This window comes from Paenibacillus oryzisoli, from assembly GCF_050467285.1.
Lineage (GTDB): Bacteria > Bacillota > Bacilli > Paenibacillales > NBRC-103111 > Paenibacillus_E > Paenibacillus_E oryzisoli_A.
This window is the reverse complement of record NZ_JBCMUN010000005.1, coordinates 576,809-596,922: the sequence shown is the minus strand read 5'-3', so window position 1 is coordinate 596,922 and position 20,114 is coordinate 576,809. Positions and strand designations below refer to the sequence as shown.

General features: G+C 48.1%; 11 protein-coding genes. 10 read left to right on the top strand and 1 reads right to left on the bottom strand.

Going from position 1 to position 20,114, the window contains the following annotated elements; all coding sequences use genetic code 11:
- Positions 1–8: 8 nt before the first annotated feature.
- The 9 genes from ABE504_RS08540 to ABE504_RS08500 all read left to right on the top strand — a co-directional run bounded on the left by ABE504_RS08540 (position 9) and on the right by ABE504_RS08500 (position 13,153).
- Positions 9–1,772, top strand: coding sequence for a cache domain-containing sensor histidine kinase (locus ABE504_RS08540; protein ID WP_430087096.1), 1,764 nt, complete (start codon positions 9–11; stop codon positions 1,770–1,772).
- Positions 1,759–3,384 carry a helix-turn-helix domain-containing protein gene (locus ABE504_RS08535; protein ID WP_430087093.1) on the top strand — a complete coding sequence of 542 codons (1,626 nt, stop codon included), beginning with the start codon at positions 1,759–1,761 and terminating at the stop codon, positions 3,382–3,384. The genes ABE504_RS08540 and ABE504_RS08535 overlap by 14 nt, the downstream gene beginning before the upstream one ends.
- Positions 3,385–3,642: 258 nt before the next feature.
- On the top strand, positions 3,643–5,529 hold the full coding sequence (locus ABE504_RS08530; RefSeq protein WP_430087436.1) for a sensor histidine kinase: 1,887 nt from the start codon (positions 3,643–3,645) through the stop codon (positions 5,527–5,529).
- A 16-nt stretch (positions 5,530–5,545) separates the two neighbouring features.
- Positions 5,546–7,075 (top strand): response regulator transcription factor, encoded by a 1,530-nt coding sequence (locus ABE504_RS08525; RefSeq protein WP_430087090.1) that lies wholly within the window; start codon positions 5,546–5,548, stop codon positions 7,073–7,075.
- 138 nt (positions 7,076–7,213) lie between these two features.
- Entirely contained in the window at positions 7,214–8,191 is a 978-nt protein-coding gene (locus tag ABE504_RS08520; protein ID WP_430087088.1) for an ABC transporter permease, read from the top strand.
- A gap of 14 nt (positions 8,192–8,205) precedes the next feature.
- The gene (locus ABE504_RS08515) at positions 8,206–9,087 is read left to right on the top strand and encodes a carbohydrate ABC transporter permease (RefSeq protein ID WP_430087085.1); all 882 of its coding nucleotides are present in this window, start codon (positions 8,206–8,208) and stop codon (positions 9,085–9,087) included.
- Between the two features lie 40 nt (positions 9,088–9,127).
- Complete coding sequence (locus tag ABE504_RS08510; protein ID WP_430087082.1) at positions 9,128–10,798, top strand: extracellular solute-binding protein; 1,671 nt, start codon at positions 9,128–9,130, stop codon at positions 10,796–10,798.
- 55 nt (positions 10,799–10,853) lie between these two features.
- Positions 10,854–12,329, top strand: coding sequence for a sulfatase (locus ABE504_RS08505; RefSeq protein WP_430087079.1), 1,476 nt, complete (start codon positions 10,854–10,856; stop codon positions 12,327–12,329).
- On the top strand, positions 12,326–13,153 hold the full coding sequence (locus tag ABE504_RS08500; RefSeq protein ID WP_430087076.1) for a sugar phosphate isomerase/epimerase family protein: 828 nt from the start codon (positions 12,326–12,328) through the stop codon (positions 13,151–13,153). The genes ABE504_RS08505 and ABE504_RS08500 overlap by 4 nt, the downstream gene beginning before the upstream one ends.
- A 52-nt stretch (positions 13,154–13,205) precedes the next feature.
- On the opposite strand, the gene ABE504_RS08495 is transcribed toward ABE504_RS08500, so the two are convergent.
- Positions 13,206–15,542 carry a helix-turn-helix domain-containing protein gene (locus ABE504_RS08495; protein WP_430087073.1) on the bottom strand — a complete coding sequence of 779 codons (2,337 nt, stop codon included), beginning with the start codon at positions 15,540–15,542 and terminating at the stop codon, positions 13,206–13,208.
- A gap of 398 nt (positions 15,543–15,940) precedes the next feature.
- On the opposite strand from ABE504_RS08495, the gene ABE504_RS08490 reads away from it, so the two are divergent.
- Positions 15,941–19,891, top strand: coding sequence for an OmpL47-type beta-barrel domain-containing protein (locus ABE504_RS08490; protein WP_430087070.1), 3,951 nt, complete (start codon positions 15,941–15,943; stop codon positions 19,889–19,891).
- The last annotated feature ends 223 nt before the right edge of the window (positions 19,892–20,114 follow it).

Here is a 20,114-nt window from a genome sequence, read left to right as displayed (position 1 = left end):
AGTCGCCGATGCTTGACCGAAGTAAGCTATCGTTCCGCAGCAAACTAAGACTGGCCTTTTTGATCGTCACCATTCTAGCCGTTTTGACGACTGGCGGGCTCTCCTATTCCATCACCTCCAACATCCTGGAGAATAACGCGATGAAGCTGACTCAGGACTCGGTCACGCAATCAGCGAAAATTGTAGACGAGAAGCTGAACAAGCTAATGCTGGTGATGATGACGTTTATGATTAGCCAGCCCTTTCGGGCCATGCTGAAGGACGTGAATGCGGTGGATGCGTCAAGTTATTTTATCCGCTGGACGGAGATGGATAATGTATTTTCCCAGGCGCGGATTGCCGAACCGCTCATTCATTCGATCTACGTTTCGACGCCGATCGGCGAATTTTATCCCTCGTCAATGAATCTCAACCGGCAAACCGTTTTTGAGAAGACGCCGCTTTATAAGCGATCCGCAGAGGAGAAGCGCAATGTATGGATCGAAGGCCATGAGGATACGCTGTTTTTAGGCGGCAGCCGGGTCGTCTCGCTCATTTTGCAGCCTATTTCCGCCGATCCGGTGAAGGATGTGTACGTTGTCGTTAACATCCGCGAGGAGGGACTCCGACAGCTGCTCGGCACAGGGGCCGAGGGCGGAGCTGAGCGATTTCTGTTGAATGGTCAGGGACAGCCTGCTCTTCAGGAAGAGGGCACGATGATTCGAGAGGCGGTAGACAGCGGGGTCATCGCAGCGCTCTTGAACGGTGCCCAGACTGGCTATGCACCCGATGAGTTGAATGGCGAAGACTATTTGTTCAATTACGCTCGTCTGCATCTGAATGACTGGACCGTGGTTGCCATTCAATCCAGACATTACGTATTGAAGGATCTCATCTACGTCAAATGGATGATCGCCGTGATTACCGCTGGCTGCTTTTTGCTGGCTTTGCTTGTGTCGGGGGCTTTTACGGGCTACTTGCTTCTCCCCCTGAAGGGGCTGCAACAGGTCATGAAGCGGGTCGAGTTGAACGACCTAACAGCCCGCTTTGAAAGCAAAAGCCAAGATGAGCTGGCTCAGATCGGCTTACGTTTTAACCGTATGCTGGAGCAGATTGTCAGGCTGATTGAGGAGGTCAAAGAGGCGGAGACGACCAAGCGAACGACTGAGATCAAGGCGCTTTCTGCTCAAATGGATCCGCATTTTTTGTACAACACGCTCAATACAATTTACTGGAAGCTGAACCTCAATCAGGTGGAGCCTTCGCAGAAAATGGTCGTGGCCTTGTCTCGACTGTTCCAGCTTGGCTTGAATAAAGGGCAAGAGGTCACGACGCTCGAAAAAGAGCTGCAGCATGTTCGCCAATATTTAGAACTGCAAATGTTTTGCTATGAACGGTTGTTCACCTTTGAGATTGGAGTGAGCGAGCAAGAGCTTCTTTCGATCCCTGTTCCCCGTATTATGCTACAGCCGCTGGTTGAGAACAGCATTTTGCATGGCTTTGACCAGATGGACAGTGGGGGGGCGATCAACATATGCGTGGAACGGTCGTCAGATGGGGAGTTTTGCACGATTCGTGTCAGCGATAATGGATCTGGGCTGGATACAGGTGCGATTTCGTCCAAAGGAGGACTGCCGAATAAGGACGGGTATGCGATCGGCAATCTGATAAGCCGGCTGCAGCTGTATTACGGCGATCGCGCCGAGCTGCGGCTGGATAGTAAGCCAGGCCAGGGCGTGAAGGCAACAATCACGTTACCGATGGAAGGAGAGATGCAGCATGTTAAGTCATGACGAGGTCAGTCTGAGCATCATAGACGACATCAAGAGCGTGGTTGACGGACTAACAATGATTGATTGGGAGATCGAGGGTGTGACCCTTGCAGGCACCTCGTCGAACGGTGTGGACGGGCTCGAGCTCGTCATGCGGGAGAAACCTGACATCGTCATTACGGATATCCGGATGCCTAGAATGGACGGTTTGACGATGCTTCGGGAAGTGCTCGAAGCGAATCTCGCCTGCAAGGTCATTCTCATCAGCAGCTTTACAGACTTTGAATCTGCGAAGGAAGCCGTTCGGCTTGGAGCTTTCGATTATATCGTGAAGCCTTTCACCGAGGAAGACATCGTGGAGGCGGTAAGGAAGGCAAAGGCGCGCATTATGCAGGAACGAGAGGAGCTGCTGAACGTCAGGGGCATGGAGTTAAGGCTGCGCGAAAGCATGCCGCTGCTAAGGCAGGAGTTTTTGCGACTGCTCGTACAGCACCGGACCTCCTGGGAGCAGGCTGCGAGGCGATGGGGATTTCTGGATATGGGGCTGCGGCCACAAGGACTGATCGTACTGCTGCTGGAAATCGACGCATTTCAGGAGAACGAGGCCGAGTTATCCATGCATGAGGTCGAGCTGATCCGCTTCTCGCTGCAAAATATTGCAAAGGAAACGATTCGTGAGCATGTGAGCGGCCTGATGTTCCGTTTGGAGGCGGACCGGTTTGTAGCAATCTTGAACGATCCGCCGAGCATAAGCGCGACTCAAATTGCAGAGCTCATCTGCAAAAATATCGAAAGCTTCACCAAATTTACCGTGTCTATCGGTGTCGGCGGCAGGGCGGAATCAGTCGCTGAGCTTACGGATTCGTATAAGCAGGCTGATCAAGCGCTTAGCTATCACTTGTTTACCGGTGGCAACGGCGCAATCAATTACGATGAGATTCCGAGAACCAACAAACAGGTACCTTTGTCGCTCGATGGCAAGGAGGAGGTGCTGCTTGCGCTTCGTTCCGGCAACGGTGAACGTGCGGCTGCCTTGCTGTTTCAGCTATCCGCTGCGATGCAGGGGGCCACGCTCAGACCGAACCCGGAGTACTTGCTTAGTTATTATGAAGAACTCGCCGCTTCCATTATTCGAACCTTATTCGAGCTGGTTTCGCTGGATGAGATCCAGCCCATCGTGCAATCATACAAATCAAAGTCAAATGGCTTGGGCGTCGCCTTATCTGTACTTGAGCAACAACTTGCGGCGTTATGCCGTGATGGTGGGGAGCTCGTCCGGAGAAACACACTGTCCGAGGGACAACTGATCATCTTTAAATCGCTTGAATATGTAAAGCAGAATTTAGAGCGGGACTTGACCGTAGGCGAGTGCGCCGCCCACGTGCATTTGAGCGTCAGCTATTTTTCGAGCCTGTTCAAAAAGGTCATGGGCATGACGCTAATCCAGTATATAACGTCCGAACGTATGCAGAAGGCGAAGTCGCTTCTGATCGCAGGCGTACCCGTTCAGGAGGTAGCGACAGCCGTCGGGTATGAAGAACGTAGGTATTTCAGCGAAATGTTTAAGCGGACGACGGGCATGACACCATCCGAGTTCCGCGCAAGCTATCATCCGGAGTCGCCGGGAGTCTAATATGGAACCTAGCTCGTTGCTGTGGCAGCCGATATTGTTTTATCGTCTGCCTTTTTTGTGTTAATGACGGAATACACGCAGAGGTCAAGAAACTGAATGTATTAATGACTTCGGAACTGCGCCAGAAATCCTGTACCAGAAATCCTGTAATTTTTAAAGATATGCACACAATAATTAGAGGTGCGCCTCATCGGATTAGAGTAAACTAAGGGCAGACCTTGCAGACTATAAAATGGAGCGGGAGGATAGAATGTGGTTATGCGTAAAAGCTTCTCGCGAAAATTAATTATTAGCCTTGGCGTCGTGATGATGATAACGTTTGCAGTTTCGGGTTACATTACGTATAAAATTCATTTGCATTTGTTTACTGAGGAAATCAGCAGGCAATTTTCCAAGACCAATGAGCAAGCTGCTGCCCGTCTAGACTTGCAAATCCGCAACATCTATAAAATTTCAAACTTTATTGTGTTCCATCCTTATGTGGAGCAAGTGCTGCAACGATCGGCACAAACGGAGAAAAGGGAGACTTATACACAGTTGTCTGACCAAGATGAGCTGAACAGCTTGTTGTATCAAGTCAAATATGACGAGCCGAAACTGTTCTCGATGTATCTCTACGATGTTCAGGATAATGGATTTATATTTGGGGGAGCGAATGCGCCTTCGACCAGGCTGAGTAAGGACGTTTATTTGGATATTAAGGCGAAATTGGAAGGCTCATTCGGCAATTTGATCTGGTTTCCAATGCAATTGCCAAGTGACAATACGTCGTCAGGGGTAAGACATCTTTTCGCAGCTGCGCGGCAGATGAAGACGGTTAATCAGGAGAAATACGGCATCATGGTCATGCTGTTCGATGAATCGCTGATATCGGAATATTTGAATGAGCTTGTGAAGGATGAGCAAGCCAATGTGTTTTTATATGATAAGATGGATAATCTCGTATACAGCGATTTGAATTTGCTCTCCGCTGCGCCTGAGCCGGGCAGCATAACGAACAAGAGCGTTGATCTTGTTGACGGAAAGCCGTATTTATATTCGAAAAGCCGTTCTGGACAAGTCGATTTTACATTAGTGAGCCGTGTTTCGCTGGATGCCCTACAATCGAAGAGCGGCATCATTTTTCAGGTAAATGTCTTGATTGGGATTATCAGCGTGGTATTGTCCGGTCTATTGGTGTTCTGGACCGGCAATCGACTGTTCCGGCCGCTTCATCGGCTAGTTCAAGGGATGCGTAGAATGCGCGAGGGTGATTTTCAGATTCGATTGGAGACACGCAGCGATGATGAGTTGGGCTTTATGGCACACAGTTTTAACGCGATGGCAGAGAATCTGGATAAGCTGGTCAAGGAAGTGTACGAGCGGCAATTGAGCGAACGGGAAGCAGAGCTTACGGCGATTCAGGCACAGTTAAACCCGCATTTTTTGCATAATACGCTGGATACAATTTATTGGAAGTTGTATCTACAGGATGACCTCGATACAGCAGAGCTGGTGGTATCGCTGTCGGATATGCTGCGCTATGCCTTGGAGCCGGTTGATTTGCCAACGACATTACTTGACGAGTTTACGCAAATCCGCAATTACTTGACGATTCAGCATCACAGGTTCGGACATGAGCTGGAAACGATGGTTCAATTGGAGGAAGGAATCGAACAATGGCCAGTTCCACGGTTAATTTTACAGCCGCTAGTGGAGAATGTATTTATGCATGCGTTTACGGAAATGGCGACCGGACAAGCTCTGATAATCCGGGCATACCGAAGTACGATAAATAGGGAGAATGAGGAAGAGCTAGGGGCTATCGTGATCGAAATTATAGACAACGGGAAAGGGATCACCGAAGATCAACTGAAGGCCATTTGGCAATCCGCACGTAGCGCTGGGTTTGCCAGTGTGAGTACGAGACCGTCGGAAGGTGAGTTTCTGAGCAGTACACGGCATTCGGAAGAGGTTTCGCAGCGAAGAAGACGCGTTCATATCGGCATTCGGAGTGTTATCCGCCGACTGAATTTGTTGTACGGCGAACCTTATGGTCTACAGATTGAATCCAAGCAAGATGCGGGGACAACTTTCCGGTTGCGGCTCCCACGAACGGAAGATTACGGGTTAGATTTGCCTAACAGAAAATCATGGGGGGAGTAAGATGAGAGGCGTAATCATGATCGTCGACGATGAGCCATTAATTCGCAAAGGACTAACCAAACTGATTGAGTCCAATGATTTGGGGTGGACCGTTGCTGGAGAAGCAGGAAATGGGCGGGAAGCCATCCAAAAAGTTGCGCAACTACAGCCTGATTTAATCATAAGCGATATCCGAATGCCAGTAATGGACGGATTGGAGCTGGCAAAATATATCTGGGAGCACAGTCCGCATACGATGGTCATTATTTTGACAGGGTACCGTGACTTTGAATATGCGCAGGCTGCCGTTCGCTATGGCGTCAAGGAGTTTCTGCTAAAACCATGCCCTGCCGATGAAATCTGTCGTGTGCTTCGGGAAGCTTACACACAATTCCAAGAAAAAGCAGAGTTTCTGGAAAAGGAACGCAGGGCACTTCGCGAGCGCGAGGATCATGCCTTTCGTGCGGCGCTGTTGCGACTTCCTCCTCTTGCGGGCGGAGAAAATCTGCGGATAGAGGAATTGCTGGCAGGACATGTTTTCTGGCTGATTCGTGTAGACACGTTTACGCCCGAAGGCAAGGAGTACAGGCCCGAGGATGGCCCATTACTGCAATTTGCTGTGGTAAATATTATGGAAGAATTGTTGGAAGCTAGTCAGCATCGCGGCCGGTGGATTACGGTAGAGTACGGTCGTTTTGCCTTTTTTATGGAAACGTCTAATGATCATTTTCATTTCTTCAATGAATTATGTGCAACGGTGCAGCGCTTGCTAGGGATTGCACTCACGGCGCAGTCACTTGGCGTTGTCAGTTCAGCAATGGAAGTCAGTTCTATGTACAGACGTTACGAGGCAGATGAATCTCCAAATTCTGACGCAGACGAGGTTCTTATTCCTGCACCAGGAGCCGTTGATGAAACTAAGGTGACCTCGGTCCAAGCAGAAATCACCTCTTTCCTGCTATTGGGTCGACATGCCGAATTGTCCGCTTTTTTACGCCAACGATTTTGGGAAGATCCCGACGCTTTGATGCCGCAGAGCAGAGCAGATGCGCTTTGTCTGGCATTGGCGATCCGTGAGGTGATGCGCAAAGAGATTGCTTCAACGCAAGAAGACTGGGATATCGGTGCGGAAATTCAAAAGCTCCGTAGAATGGTATCGAGAGAGGAAGTCGGAGAATGGGTCAGAGGCCGCATTGCGGTGATGGAGCAAGCACTGGCTAGCTGGTTGGAGGAACGCAACAGCAGATTGGCTGAAAGGACGACTCGGTATGTGGAACAGCATTATTTTGAGGAATGCAGCTTAGTTAGCGTGGCCTCCTACATGCATTTGAATCCGAACTATTTTAGCAACCTGTTTAAAAAGCAAACTGGTGAAAGCTTCACATCGTACTTAACGCGATTCCGAATTGATAAGGCCAAAATGCTGTTAACAAACACAGACATGAAGATCTCAGAGATTGCAGAAGCGGTAGGGTATACGGACTCCAACTATTTTGCGACTGCTTTCAAACAGGTGGTAGGTAAACCTCCCACTGAATACCGTAAGATGTACCAGTTGATTAAATGAGAGTGGAGAGGCCGGCAAATGCCGATGCCTCTTTTTTCTGTAGATTTCTAAGATAACGCCGTAAATATCGAAGGCTTACTCAGGACACGCTTTATATAATAGAGATAAGACAATAACCTGAGAGGAGCTTTGCAACCTATGGCAACCGCACCAATGTCCACAAACTCCGTTACAGCACCCGAGTCCAGCGCGGAAATGCAGCGACGCATGAGGCAGGCATCCCGCCGCCGAAGATGGAAAGCGAACATTCCCTTGATGCTCCTTTTTATCCCGGGCCTGCTCTTTTTTGCGATTTTCAAATATGCGCCAATGGGTGGTTTGATGATTGCTTTTAAGGATTATAATTTCTTTGACGGCGTTTTTGGAAGCGAATGGATCGGTTTTAAAAATTTTGAAACAATTTTTAAGCAGCCTCAGACCGTCGGCATCATTCGGAATACGGTTATCCTCAGCGTACTGAATGTGTTTGCTGGATTTCCGTTTCCTATTCTTCTGGCCATTATGTTAAACGAAGTTAAAAAGACATGGTACAAACGGACCCTTCAAACCATTGTCTATTTGCCCCATTTCTTCTCCTGGGTCATTATCGGCGGCTTTGTCCTAACCTTGTTTTCAACCGAATCGGGCACAATCAATCATGTCTTAAAGAGTACGTTAGGAGAACCGTTCCCGTTTCTCTTCAATGCCGGCTCATGGATTACGATCTACGTCGGTTCGGGTATCTGGAAAGAGATGGGCTTCAGCGCCATTATCTATCTGGCTGCGCTAACCTCCATTGATCCTAGCCTATACGAGTCTGCAAGTCTGGAAGGGGCAAACAAGTTTCAACAAATTCGTCATGTGACGCTTCCGGGAATTAGCACGACCATTGTTCTGATGTTTATTTTGGCCATGGGCCGTTTGATGGAAGTGGGTTTTGATCATGTCTATATTTTGCAAAATCCGACGGTGTCAAACGTTGCCGATGTCATCAGCACCTTCATGTACCGAATCGGTCTGCAAGGTGCACAATTCAGCTTGACAGCGGCAATGGGACTATTTGAATCCATCATTGGTCTGATCCTTGTCTTAACGGCGAATGCCTTAGCCCGCAAATTCGACAAGGGACTTTGGTAAAGGGGGACTATACAATGAAACCAACTGTCGGAGAAAAGTGGTTTTACTCCTTCAATTATCTCATATTGGCGCTGCTAGGTATTACCTGTCTATTTCCGCTTATTAACACAATTGCCGTCTCGTTCAGCGATACGCATGCGATTGCTTCTGGAAAAGTAACCTTATATCCAATCGGGTGGAATATAGAAGCCTACACTTCTTTGATAAAAGGAACGCGTATTCTTTCCGCCATGCAGAACAGTATCATTATTACGATTGTTGGCGTTGCGTTCAGTATGACGGTTACAATCATGACGGCATACCCAATCTCCCGAGGCATATTCTACGGCAGACGCTTTTTTACACTAGCCATGGTGTTTACGATGCTGTTCTCCGGTGGATTGATTCCAACTTACTTGGTCGTGAAATCGCTCGGGTTGATGAACTCCTATTTTGCGCTCTGGCTGCCGGCGCTCATTAGCACATACAATCTACTCGTCATGCGAACGTTCTTTGAGAACATTCCGAGTGAAGTCGATGATGCAGCCAGAATTGACGGTTGCTCGGAGATGGCGTATTTGATGAGAATCGTCTTGCCGCTGTCAATGCCTGTTATCGCGACAATCACGTTATTCTACAGTGTCAGCTACTGGAACATGTTTATGAATGTATTGATTTATATTAACAATACAAGCAAGTTCAACATGACCGTACTCATTCAGAAAATGATTCAAAGCCAGAACCTGCTGCAGGAGCTAGTCAACAGCGGCGCCACCTCAGGTGTGACTGTGGATGTGGTGCCGGAATCGCTGAAAGCGGCAGGGGTACTTATTATGGTGCTTCCCATGTTATTGGTCTATCCCTTCCTGCAAAAATATTTCGTTAAGGGTGTCATGCTAGGGTCCGTAAAGGGCTAGGCTTGAAATCATATAAATTATAATCGAGAGGGGTTTCAAAATGAAAAAACAACTGAAACTAACCGCATTGCTGGCGATTTCGTTATCCGGCTTGACTGTACTAGCCGCTTGCGCGTCGAACTCGAGCGATGGCGAGCAAGCGGGAGAAGGCAAATCGAATGCGCCCAAAAAGGATATTACCGTATCGATTTACGATCGGGGTGCAGTATCTCCAGATGCTGGCACGATTGAAAACAACGCTTGGACCAAATGGATTAACGATAACGGTCCGGCTAACGTGAAATTCGTCGCGATTCCGAGGACGAAGCCAGAGGAAAAGATTAATGTCCTGTACGCCTCAGGAAGCGCGCCGGATCTGCTATTCGAATTCAATCCGAAAGCCAGAGATCCGCTGCAGCAGCAAAAGCAGTTCATGCCTCTCGATGACCTGATTGAAAAGTACAGCACCGAGTATAAACAAATCCTCAAAGACAACCCGTCACTTAAAAAAGCTGGTATGAAAGATGACGGCAAACTTTACTATTTCGGACGAATTAACCGTGGTCAGCCGAATCGGGGGATGTTTATTCGAACGGACTGGTTGAAGAAGCTGAACCTTTCCATGCCTCAGACGACAGAAGAACTGTACACGGTGCTGAAAGCGTTCACGGAGCAAGACCCGGATGGCAACGGCAAGCGGGATACGTATGGTATTTCCCTGAGCGGCAACTCTGTGTACAGCTTGAAGCAGATGTTCGGAGCTACGTCCAAATGGGTAGTAAAGGATGGTCAGCTCGTCCTTGATTGGGATCGAAATAAAGAGTACAGCATCTTAGCCAAACGATTGTTTGATGAGGGTCTGATCGATAAGGATTTCGTTAATGATACGAATGGCGCCAAAGCAAAGCAAGATTTCATTAACGGTAAAACGGGTATTTATGGTTTCTTAGACAAAGATGCGACCACTGAGAAAATTGGGATTGTTGATCCCTTGAAGAAAAACGTGTCTTCAGCCGAGGTTGACTTCCTCGCGTATCCAAAAAGTCCGTTTGGCGCTTTCATGCCGACACTTGCAAATCCAGTACAAATGACGGCAGCAATTAGCGCAACGGCCAAAAATCCGGACGCGGTGATCAAGTATGTTGATTTCTTAAGTAAGGAAGATACCGGAAAAACACTTGAGCTAGGTATTGAGGGGACGCATTACAAGACGACGGAAGGCTGTCCTGAAGTCATGGATGCGGCTAAGCAGAAGAAAGAAGTGACGGATCTCACCATCGATTTGCGCATGCTACAGAACGCTACGGCTTATACCAAGTGCGATGCACCGTTGATTAAGTTCAAAAGCGATCCGCGGAAGGAAGAGCATCAAAAGTTCCAGGATGATTTCCTGAAAACGTACTTGAACTTCGATCGTGCTTATCCGGAGCTGACCATTTCAGAGCATATGCCTACACCATCGAAGGACCTTAATATTATTGAAACAAATACGGACAAGGCCATCGGCGATATCTGGTTGAAGGCGATTGTGAGCGGCGAGAAATATTCAATCAATCAAGCATTGAAGGATGCGCAAGATGCCTGGAGCAAGGCTGGGGGTGCCCAGGTAGAAGAGTGGTATAAGAATTGGTATGCAACGAATAAGGATAAAGCTTTCTTGGCCAAGGATGCCATCGAAATTTCCAAGAAGCAATACGAGGACTATGAGAAAATGGTTGGAAGCCTGAAATAAAAATTCAGCTAGGATGGGGGAGTCCTCCATCCTATTTTTTATAGGAGGTGTCACAATGAAGACAATTATCATTCTGATGGATTCTCTGAACCGACATTATTTGAATTGTTATGGCGAATCTTGGGTGCAGACGCCAAACATCGATCGATTGGCAGAGCGGGGGATGGTGTTCGACAATCATTTTGCCGGATCATTGCCGTGCATGCCTGCCCGTAGGGATCTCTTTACAGGCAGGCTTAACTTCCTTGAAACGCCTTGGAGTCCGCTTCAACCATTCGATGAATGCTTGGTGCGCGAGCTTCGGAAGCAGCGCAGCACATACAGCCATATGGTTACCGACCACTTTCATTATTTTGAATGGCAGGGCATGGGGTATCATACTGGCTTCAATACGTGGGAATTTATCAGAGGTCAAGAAGGCGATCATTGGCATCCCCGGGTTCAAGATCCAGATATCCCGGTATACCGCGGGAAGAACAGAAGGCAGGATTGGGTGAACCGTTCCGTCATGGACCTGGAGCGCGAAGAGGACTATCCAACGCCACAAACGTTTATGAGAGCGATCGATTTCCTTAAACACAACTATGATCAGGATAACTGGCATTTGCACGTGGAGGCATTTGATCCTCATGAACCTTTCCTATGTCCGCAAAAATACGTTGATATGTACGGGGATACTTGGGACGACAGATACCATTTTGATTGGCCGAGTTACGAGCAGGTCGATACCGAGCATGAAGGAGAAGAAGCGATCCAACATATCCGCAAATGCTATGCAGGCACCTTAACCATGGCAGATGCATGGCTAGGCAAGCTTATGGATACCATGGATGAACTCGATTTATGGAAGGATACTGCCGTTATTCTCACAACGGATCATGGACACCTGCTTGGTGAGAATGGCTACTGGGCCAAAAATTATATGTTTGATTATGCGAAATTGGCACACATCCCGCTTATCGTATATTCTCCTCATGCAAAAGAGAATAGCAAGCGAGTTCATGCGCTTACAACGATGATTGACTTGATGCCTACGGTTATGGAGTTCCATGGAGCCGTGCCTTCTCAGAACGTGCAGGGCAAGTCGCTCGTTCATTTACTCAAAGGCAATTCAAGCCATCATGACGCTGTGCTTTATGGTTATTTCGGCAAGGATATTAACCTAACGGACGGCAGGTATACGTATTGCTTGCAGCCCCTGGAAGGAAGCACCGTTCATCACCATACGGCTATGCCGGTGGGAGCCATGTCGGACCCGGAGCGCTATGCTAATGCGGAGGTTGGAAGGTTCCTCAAGCAGACGCAAATGCCGGTCTATCGTTTCCCGGTACCCTCTCGCAGACACCATAATGGCACCGGTTCTCCGCTTCTTTATGATCTGGTCGAAGATCCGGAGCAGCAGACGCCGATATGCGACCAAGAGCTGGAGGAAAGAATGAAGAGCAAGATGGAGGAGCTTCTGGTGAGATATGATGCTCCGGCAAGCCAATACGTAAGAATGGGGATTTCTAAATGGAGGGACAGGCATTGATAACATTAACGGGATTTGCAGATGAAATCTCACCGGATTTGGATACACAATTAGATGTTCTGCAAGAAGAAGGCATAGGTTATCTCGAACTGCGCAGCGTATGGAAAACCAATGTGCTGAAACTATCGGACGTTCAGGTAAAAGAAATAAAAGAGAAGTTGGACAGCCGCGGGATTAAGGTCTCATCGATCGGCTCCCCTATCGGTAAAATTAAAATTACGGATGATTTTGCTTCGCACCTCATTGATTTTCGAAGAGCGATTACGTTGGCAAAATATTTCGAAACTCCGTTTATCCGTATTTTTTCTTTTCTTATTCCGGAAGGGGAGCGCCCAGAGCGTTATAAGGACGAAGTACTTCTTCGTATGAAGGAGCTTGTCGCGATCGCAGAGCAAGAGCAGGTGATTCTGCTGCATGAGAATGAGAAGCATATTTATGGGGACACGGGAGAACGCTGTCGTGATTTATTTGAAGCTTGTAATTCTTCTCATTTTCGAAGTGCTTTTGATCCGGCAAACTTTATTCAATGTGGCGTTCAACCAATGGCAGATGCCCATCCATTGTTACATGCTTATGTTTCTTATATACATGTCAAAGATGCGATGATGGAATCAGGAAAGGTCGTTCCTGCCGGGGAAGGGGATGCTCAGCTTGCAGAACTGCTCACTGCCCTCAAATCAGGCAAGTACGAAGGTTTTCTTTCATTGGAGCCGCACCTTAAAGCAGAAGGGAGATTCCATGGATATTCGGGAGCGGATTTGTTTAAGACAGCTTCCCATGCGATTAAAGGCATGCTCCAACAAGCGGACATCGGTTGGAAGTGATATTCCGATGTCAATCGCTTACAGATGTCGAACGCATGCTATGGCTATGTGCTCAGGCTTTAAATTTATCGCGGTATTGACCGGGCGTCATTCCCGTTGATTTTTTAAAGGCTCGCATAAATCCTTGAATGGAAGAATAGCGCAGTTTATCCGCAATATCCTGTATCTTCATAGTTGGATCGGCTAGGTACTCCTTCGCTTTCTCCATCCGAAACTCAATCAGGTAATCAATAAAATTAACTCCTGTAACTTGTTTAAATAAGCGGCTTAATTCAAAAGTGTTAAGACCGGTTTGTTCTGCGCATTGTTGCAAGGAAAGATCCGTATCATAATGATTGTGAATAAATTCCTGCACCTGCTCCACAAGTTGGATGCGGCTGGAAGATGCTCCAGTCTCCTTGTATTCTTGGCGCAGCACGGCAAACACGCGGCTTCGAAAAAACAATCCGATTTCATCAAGGGTACTGCACTCGGAAAGATGCAGCATAAGCTCTTGGACCTTATGATCATCGAAAGGACCTTGTGGCGCTGATCTTAAGGATTTGACTATCGTATTAACTAATTGAGGAAAGTAGCCGCGCAATAGGTCCTCAGAAATATTGAAAGATTCTTGAAGCGCATCGATTAGCGTCTGGAAGATCCCTTCCGCTTCATTCCATTGTTGTAGACGGATGGCAGCGGCAATTTCACTATCACTGTGAAATAAGACGTCTGCTTGCATGGAAACGGAAAATTCCAGATCATGAATCAACAATACCTGGTTATCCCCGGCAAGGAATCGGTAGCGCAAAAGGTCGGAGGCTTCCTCATAGGCTTCGTGCAAGCCGTCCGTTCCAGTTTCAGAATAGCTGACGGTGATATAGGAATCCAGCTTGAGATACTTATGCAGCGCGTCCTGGAGGTTGCGACCGAGACCACGCAGTTCCTCTTGTGTCAGCGGGTCTGCCATGGGGACGATGGCGACGAACATGCCCGGCTGAACCATGATAACCTGCGGTTTACCATACGCACTTAGTAGTTCTTTGGTGATGTTATCTACCGCATAATAAAACAGGGAGCAATCTTGGCGGGAATAGTTCTCCATCATCCGCATTCGGTTCAAATCCAAGATCAGGAGAGGAATGAAAAAGCATTCGTCGGGAAACGCTTCCTGCTCGTCAAGCAGAAAATTCTGATGCGGCATACTTCCGACGAGCAATTGGTGGAGCATAAAATGCTTAGCTTGATCAAAATAAATGCTCATCTCATTTAAGAGTTGTCTGTTTTCAGAAGTGATACTCTCCAGATAGCGGTCCAACCATATCACTTCATCGCCATCTGTACCCATATTCGTCTTCATGGCCGCAGGCTTCACCTTATTGGTCAGGTCCTTGAGCGGCCGGTACAGCACATTGGACGCACGATAGCCGATAAGCAAGCCACTTAAGGCTAGTGCTAAACTGATAGCCAATATGATATTGCGTTGGCTGTTAGCTTTTGTAATAAACGATTTCTCAGGAACAGTCGCAAAATAAAACCAGTTCCTCGAATCTGAGCGCAGCATCACGGTATTGGAAACCGTACCGCTGATACTTAATTTATCATGACTAATCCAATCCGAAGTGGCAGTTTCCTTAATCTTCTTAACAACAGTTTCGTCAGCCGAAGTACCGATTCGGGAGGTTTGGGAATGTAAAATAATTTTGCCTTGCTCATCCGTGACGAAAAGGGAAGAGCCCTCATACGGGGCAGGCGGAGCCAGTTTGTAGCTGCTGATGGAAGCGGCATCCAGATAGACGATAAGGGCGGCATTCACCTGATTGTTGAGCAGGATTGGTTTGATAATGGTTAAAACGGGCCGCTCCAGAACTTTTTGGTTGGAAACGGACATGCGAAGATTAAGGAAACGGTTGGAGTAGGTTAACTTCTTAGCTTCATTGATCGCCACCGGGTCGCCAAACTCTTCTTCCTTATAGATATTGCCATGAGAACTCAGTACTTTGCCGTAGGGGACAGAATAGAAATCAAGTTCTAGTACATGCTCCATCCCGCTTTGCAACTTGACGAGAATTTCGCTCAAATCCATCACTGTTTTCCAATTCCCGCTAGATAAATCTTCATCAACAAATCGCTTAAGCAATAGGGTTGAGTTAGAAGAGGCATACGTATATTGGAGCATCAGATCATCGATCTTCTTGAAGAACATATTCAATTCTTTTTCTGTCTGCTTGAGCAGTACGGCATTCGATTCAACCGCTTGCTCGCGAATGATCCTTGAGGTGTTGTATGCAGAGACGAAGCCCATTAGGGCAACCGGAATGCTTGATAACAAGAGCAGATAGGCCAGCATTTTGGTCTTCAGCTTGGGTGTGAACGCCAATTGAAAAAAACGTGTTGCCCAATACTTCACATAGACACCTCCTTCGTTCAAATGATTAGTTAAGCATATCTTGAAGCAAGAAACGGGTCAACATGAGAGGAGCGTTTTTTTGCCCCAAGTACATGAACATCTTTTGAGAAGAATGAACTTTTCTTGCGAATGCCCTATCCCGGCAGGAAATGTATCATCAAAACAGTTTCATTGCGTGCCGTGCACAAGATGGGTAATGTTGAATGTGTTGCTTCAAAAGGATTCAAAAGGAGGTGAGAGTTCGACATGCTGGTGTGGTTAGGCAGGCTCATCAGTCGTCGGGATCAGGAAGCACAAGCCTACATTTTTGACAGGAAATTTACTCCAAGGAGGAAACGAATCTGAAAACAGTAGATCACGTAGCTTTAACTGACTTCGCAAGTGCAAGAAGAAAGCTTATGGCGGCAATCGTATTTATTTTGCTGTTGAGTACATTGTTAGCGCTTCCAAGTCTGGCGAAAGCATCTGCACAATCCTATTACATCGACAACCGTGCAACAACCACGTGCTCAGACGATGGGGCCGGTACAGATGCCAATGTGCCATGGTGCAGCTTCGCTCCGCTTGGCGGAATTACTCTGGAGCCTGGTGACCGTCTTCTCATCGCCAGGGGAACCAGCTTCGCGGAGCAAGTCAAAATTACCGATCCACAGGGTACCCTCTCGGAGCCCATCACCATTGAAGCTTATGGCCAAGGCTCTCGTCCACGATTTATCTCTAACGGCACAAACGCTGCTATGATAATCGCCAATCCAAGTAACGTGATTGTAAGAAATTTGGATATAGGTGACACAACTGCCGATGGAAAAGGGGCCCTTCAGTACGGGCTGCGTGTGGATTTTTCGACACTTAACAATAGCAATGTCATCTTCGAAGACCTCTATATTCACGACAATCGTGTTGCAGGAATGTTCGTTCGCAACTTAACGAATCTGGCACGAACAGATACCGCAATAGATGGCATAACGCTGCGCAACATTGAAACTACCCACAACGCCCACGGCATCGTATTTGCCAGTCAAGGAACTGTCACTAACCCGGCTTCTGTGGCTTCACCAGATAATGCTGCCAATCGGATTTTTCGCAATGTGCTGATTGAGGAGCTTTATCAGCATGACGACGACAACAACAACCCTGATCCCTCCCAAGTATTCGCTCAGACAGATGCCGGTTGCCCCGACAGCCTCGCAGTCGCATCCGCCTCCTCGGTGATGATTCGTAACTCTGTGTTTGACGGTTCAGCAGGATGCCGTACTAATTCGGGTACCGCAGCTCTATATCTGGGAACGGTTAAAGACGTTGTTATTGCCAATAATCTCTTTGTCAACACGCCGAATACCGAGAATCCGGACATGGTGGCCATCGATCACGAAGCAGGCACCAACAAGGTCTTGATCGCAGGCAATTATTTTGCAGACAATTATGGTGGGGGAATTGAATATTTAGCGATCCATGGTTCCAACGACTATTCCACCGAGAATTCAATTCGGGCCAATGTCTTCGTTCGGAACGGTTATATTCATAACATTCCGTATCCAGGCGGCGGGGCTATTGCCCAAGTTGGCAATGGCATCGTCCCGGATGCAGTCATCGCAGACAACATCGCCTACGAGCCGTATGCATTTCTGACAGCACACCTGCGGGGAACGGCCTCAGCGCTCACCGTTACAAACAATCTTCAGCTTGAGAAAGCTGAATGGATATCGCAATCTTCTGCTGACTATGGCAATTCGTCCAGCCTGTGGTCTTACCAGCGCTCGACGATTACAGGTTGGTCGGATCTGACGCTGGATTCCGCTTCTGGGACATACAGGGACGGTGATGTGGCTATTTCACGTTTCGAACTCACCCCCAGCCTAGGTTCCTCCGCCGAGCTTGCCTGGACGGCTCCGCGTTCCGGAAAAATCGCCATCCGGAGTTACCCAGTCGCTCGGTCAGGAACCTCGGACGTACGCATCACGGTTAATGGGGCCGAAGTTGCAGCCGCTACGACAACTGTGCAAGGGACTGTGCTGATCGCGGACGATATCGCCGTTCAGCCGGGAGACGTCGTTCGTTTCGTGGCGCCGGCTGGTGGACCGGCAGTCAGTTGGACGCCATCCGTTAGCTTCACGGGCGAAGCTCTTTCTCAAGACACGCTCGGAGAATGGAATTTTTCAGTCGACAACGACGCCCAAGGCTGGACGTCGAATAGCCCCATTCAGGTGAAGGCTGGCTGGCTTGCCATTGGAACGACTTCGGCTGGCGCAACGTTGACTTCTCCGCCGTCCTTAGGCATTGAGGCGGAGGGAAGCAGTGCCATTCGCCTCCGTCTTGCTAACCGCAGTGGGGTAAGCTCAGGTCGCCTTCTTTTTCGGGGGGATGAAGAAGAGTTTTCAGACGATAGAGCGGTTAATTTCCAAGTCAACCCCCGTGAAATGCAAGGACTTACGGAAGGCTTTGTCGACATTCTCATTCCGGTTACTGAAGCTGAAGGCTGGCGTGGAACAATTGACCAAATTCGCATAGAACTAGGTACGAGTACAGGTACTGGCGAGGTGAGGATTGACTCTGTGCAATTTGCCAAACCTGCGGGTCCTCGCTGGGACTTTGACAGCGACGGGGGATGGAAGATTAACCCTGACGTCAGCAAAGGCTCGGACGGGATTCGCCCGCTTGATCCGCAAATCGACATTAACAACGGGGATTGGAGCTCCAGCAAGGTAGCAGATATCAACTGGAACAAAGCCCGTTCCCAAACCTTCCGGGTGTCAACAGGCACATTGGCTCAATTGGACGTATGGGTGTATAAGTCAGGTACACCAGCTGGCGCACTTTACATTAAAGTGGCGGATTCCCATGACAAGGTGTTGTTCACAGGAGCAGTTCCGCCAAGTGCAGTTACCACGACGGGGAACTTTATTAGCGTTTATCCGAGGCTTACGGGACTTGATCCTAATGAGCTTTACAGCTGGCAAATTTTCAGTCCCTATGTGGTTCCAAATGGTGGCAACTATGGCATTGCTTATGACGACACAGGTCGATATCTTCAAGGGAACGTGTATTACAGTGTTGATGGCAGAGGCATCTGGCGCGGTCCAGAGGGATCGTCCAAACGCAGCATGAAATTCCGTACGTATTCTGCTACACAGTTCGAAGCAACTCCGATAGATAAGGGATACAAACCCGTTACGGTATCGAGTGGAAAGATCGTTGGAAGCGGCGCTTACGAGCCAGCCCTTCTCTCTCCAAATGGTTTGGGAATCGATGCGGCTACGCAGCGCTATGTGCATATCCGCATGTCCAATCCCGACAACCGATTTACCGCCTATCTGTTGTTTACGACGAGTGAAGCTCCTGCATTCGACATCCCGGAGAAAGGTTGGCCTGCCGGCAATGAAGTGGATGGAAGAGGGATTGTTTTCCCGCTGGTACCGGGAAGTGGAATGGTTGACTACGTGCTGGATATGTCGACAATACCGGCCTGGACAGGTACCATTGAGCGTCTAATGATCCAGCCATCGTACCGATGGAATTACCGTATTAGTGCACTTACGAGCACCTGGAGTGGCAAAATTGACTGGGTCCTGGTTGATGACGGTGCGACGGTTGCCGTTCCCGCCAAGCTGCCCGCCACGAACGCCACGCTCACGCCTGAACAGTCGAATGGAACAAATGATTGGTACGTGGATCCTGTAACCGTAAGCTTGAGTGCAGCGGAAAGCTCTTCGACGCTGGTAAAGACGGAATATACGCTTGATGATGGTGCAACGTGGTTAACGTATAACCAACCCGTGATATTTGATCTTGATGGGGTCTATAAGGTAATCTACCGCTCGACGGATAAGGCAGGGAAGGTGGAGGCTGCCAAATCCGTAACATTTAACATAGATACTGAGGCTCCGGCGATCACGGTAACGAACAGCGTATATCATTTAGGCTCTGCCGAAACATTACTGCCTGTGATAACACTGAGCGATAACAGCTCCGGATTGGATGCAAGCAAGACAACGGCAACACTGGATGCCCATGTTTATCACCTAGGAGACCCTATTGATCTTTATACACTTCAATTGGGTTCACACACGCTTGTTGTTTCTGCGAGCGATCTAGCAGGGAATACAACGAATACAACCTGGACGTTCCAAACAAGTGCCAGTGTCGAAGGGTTAAAACAATTGGTGGCTATCTTTGGAGACAAACATTGGATTGACAATGATGGCATAGTTAAGAGCTTGCAAAAAAAGTTAAGCGGAGATCATTTGCAACCCTTCATCAATGAAGTTGAGGCTCAGAGCGGGAAACATATTACACAAGAGGCGGCCAATTACCTGTTGCGTGACGCTCGAGCTGTGCTGAATGCAAGGTAGTTAAGATCAATGAAAAGACGACTCATTTCCATTATCTGTGGAACGGAGCCGTCTTTTTTATCATATGAACATGAACGTTTTTTGCAGAATGTGAATCTTATTTGCAAAAAGTCAGGGTACACAATAGAAATACTGAGGTCAAAAGAGTTTCATTGCTTGCTAATCAAACAGTAGGGTAAAGTAAAAGCATCCATTCGGCCGATGGCGAGAAAAATGTGATCAT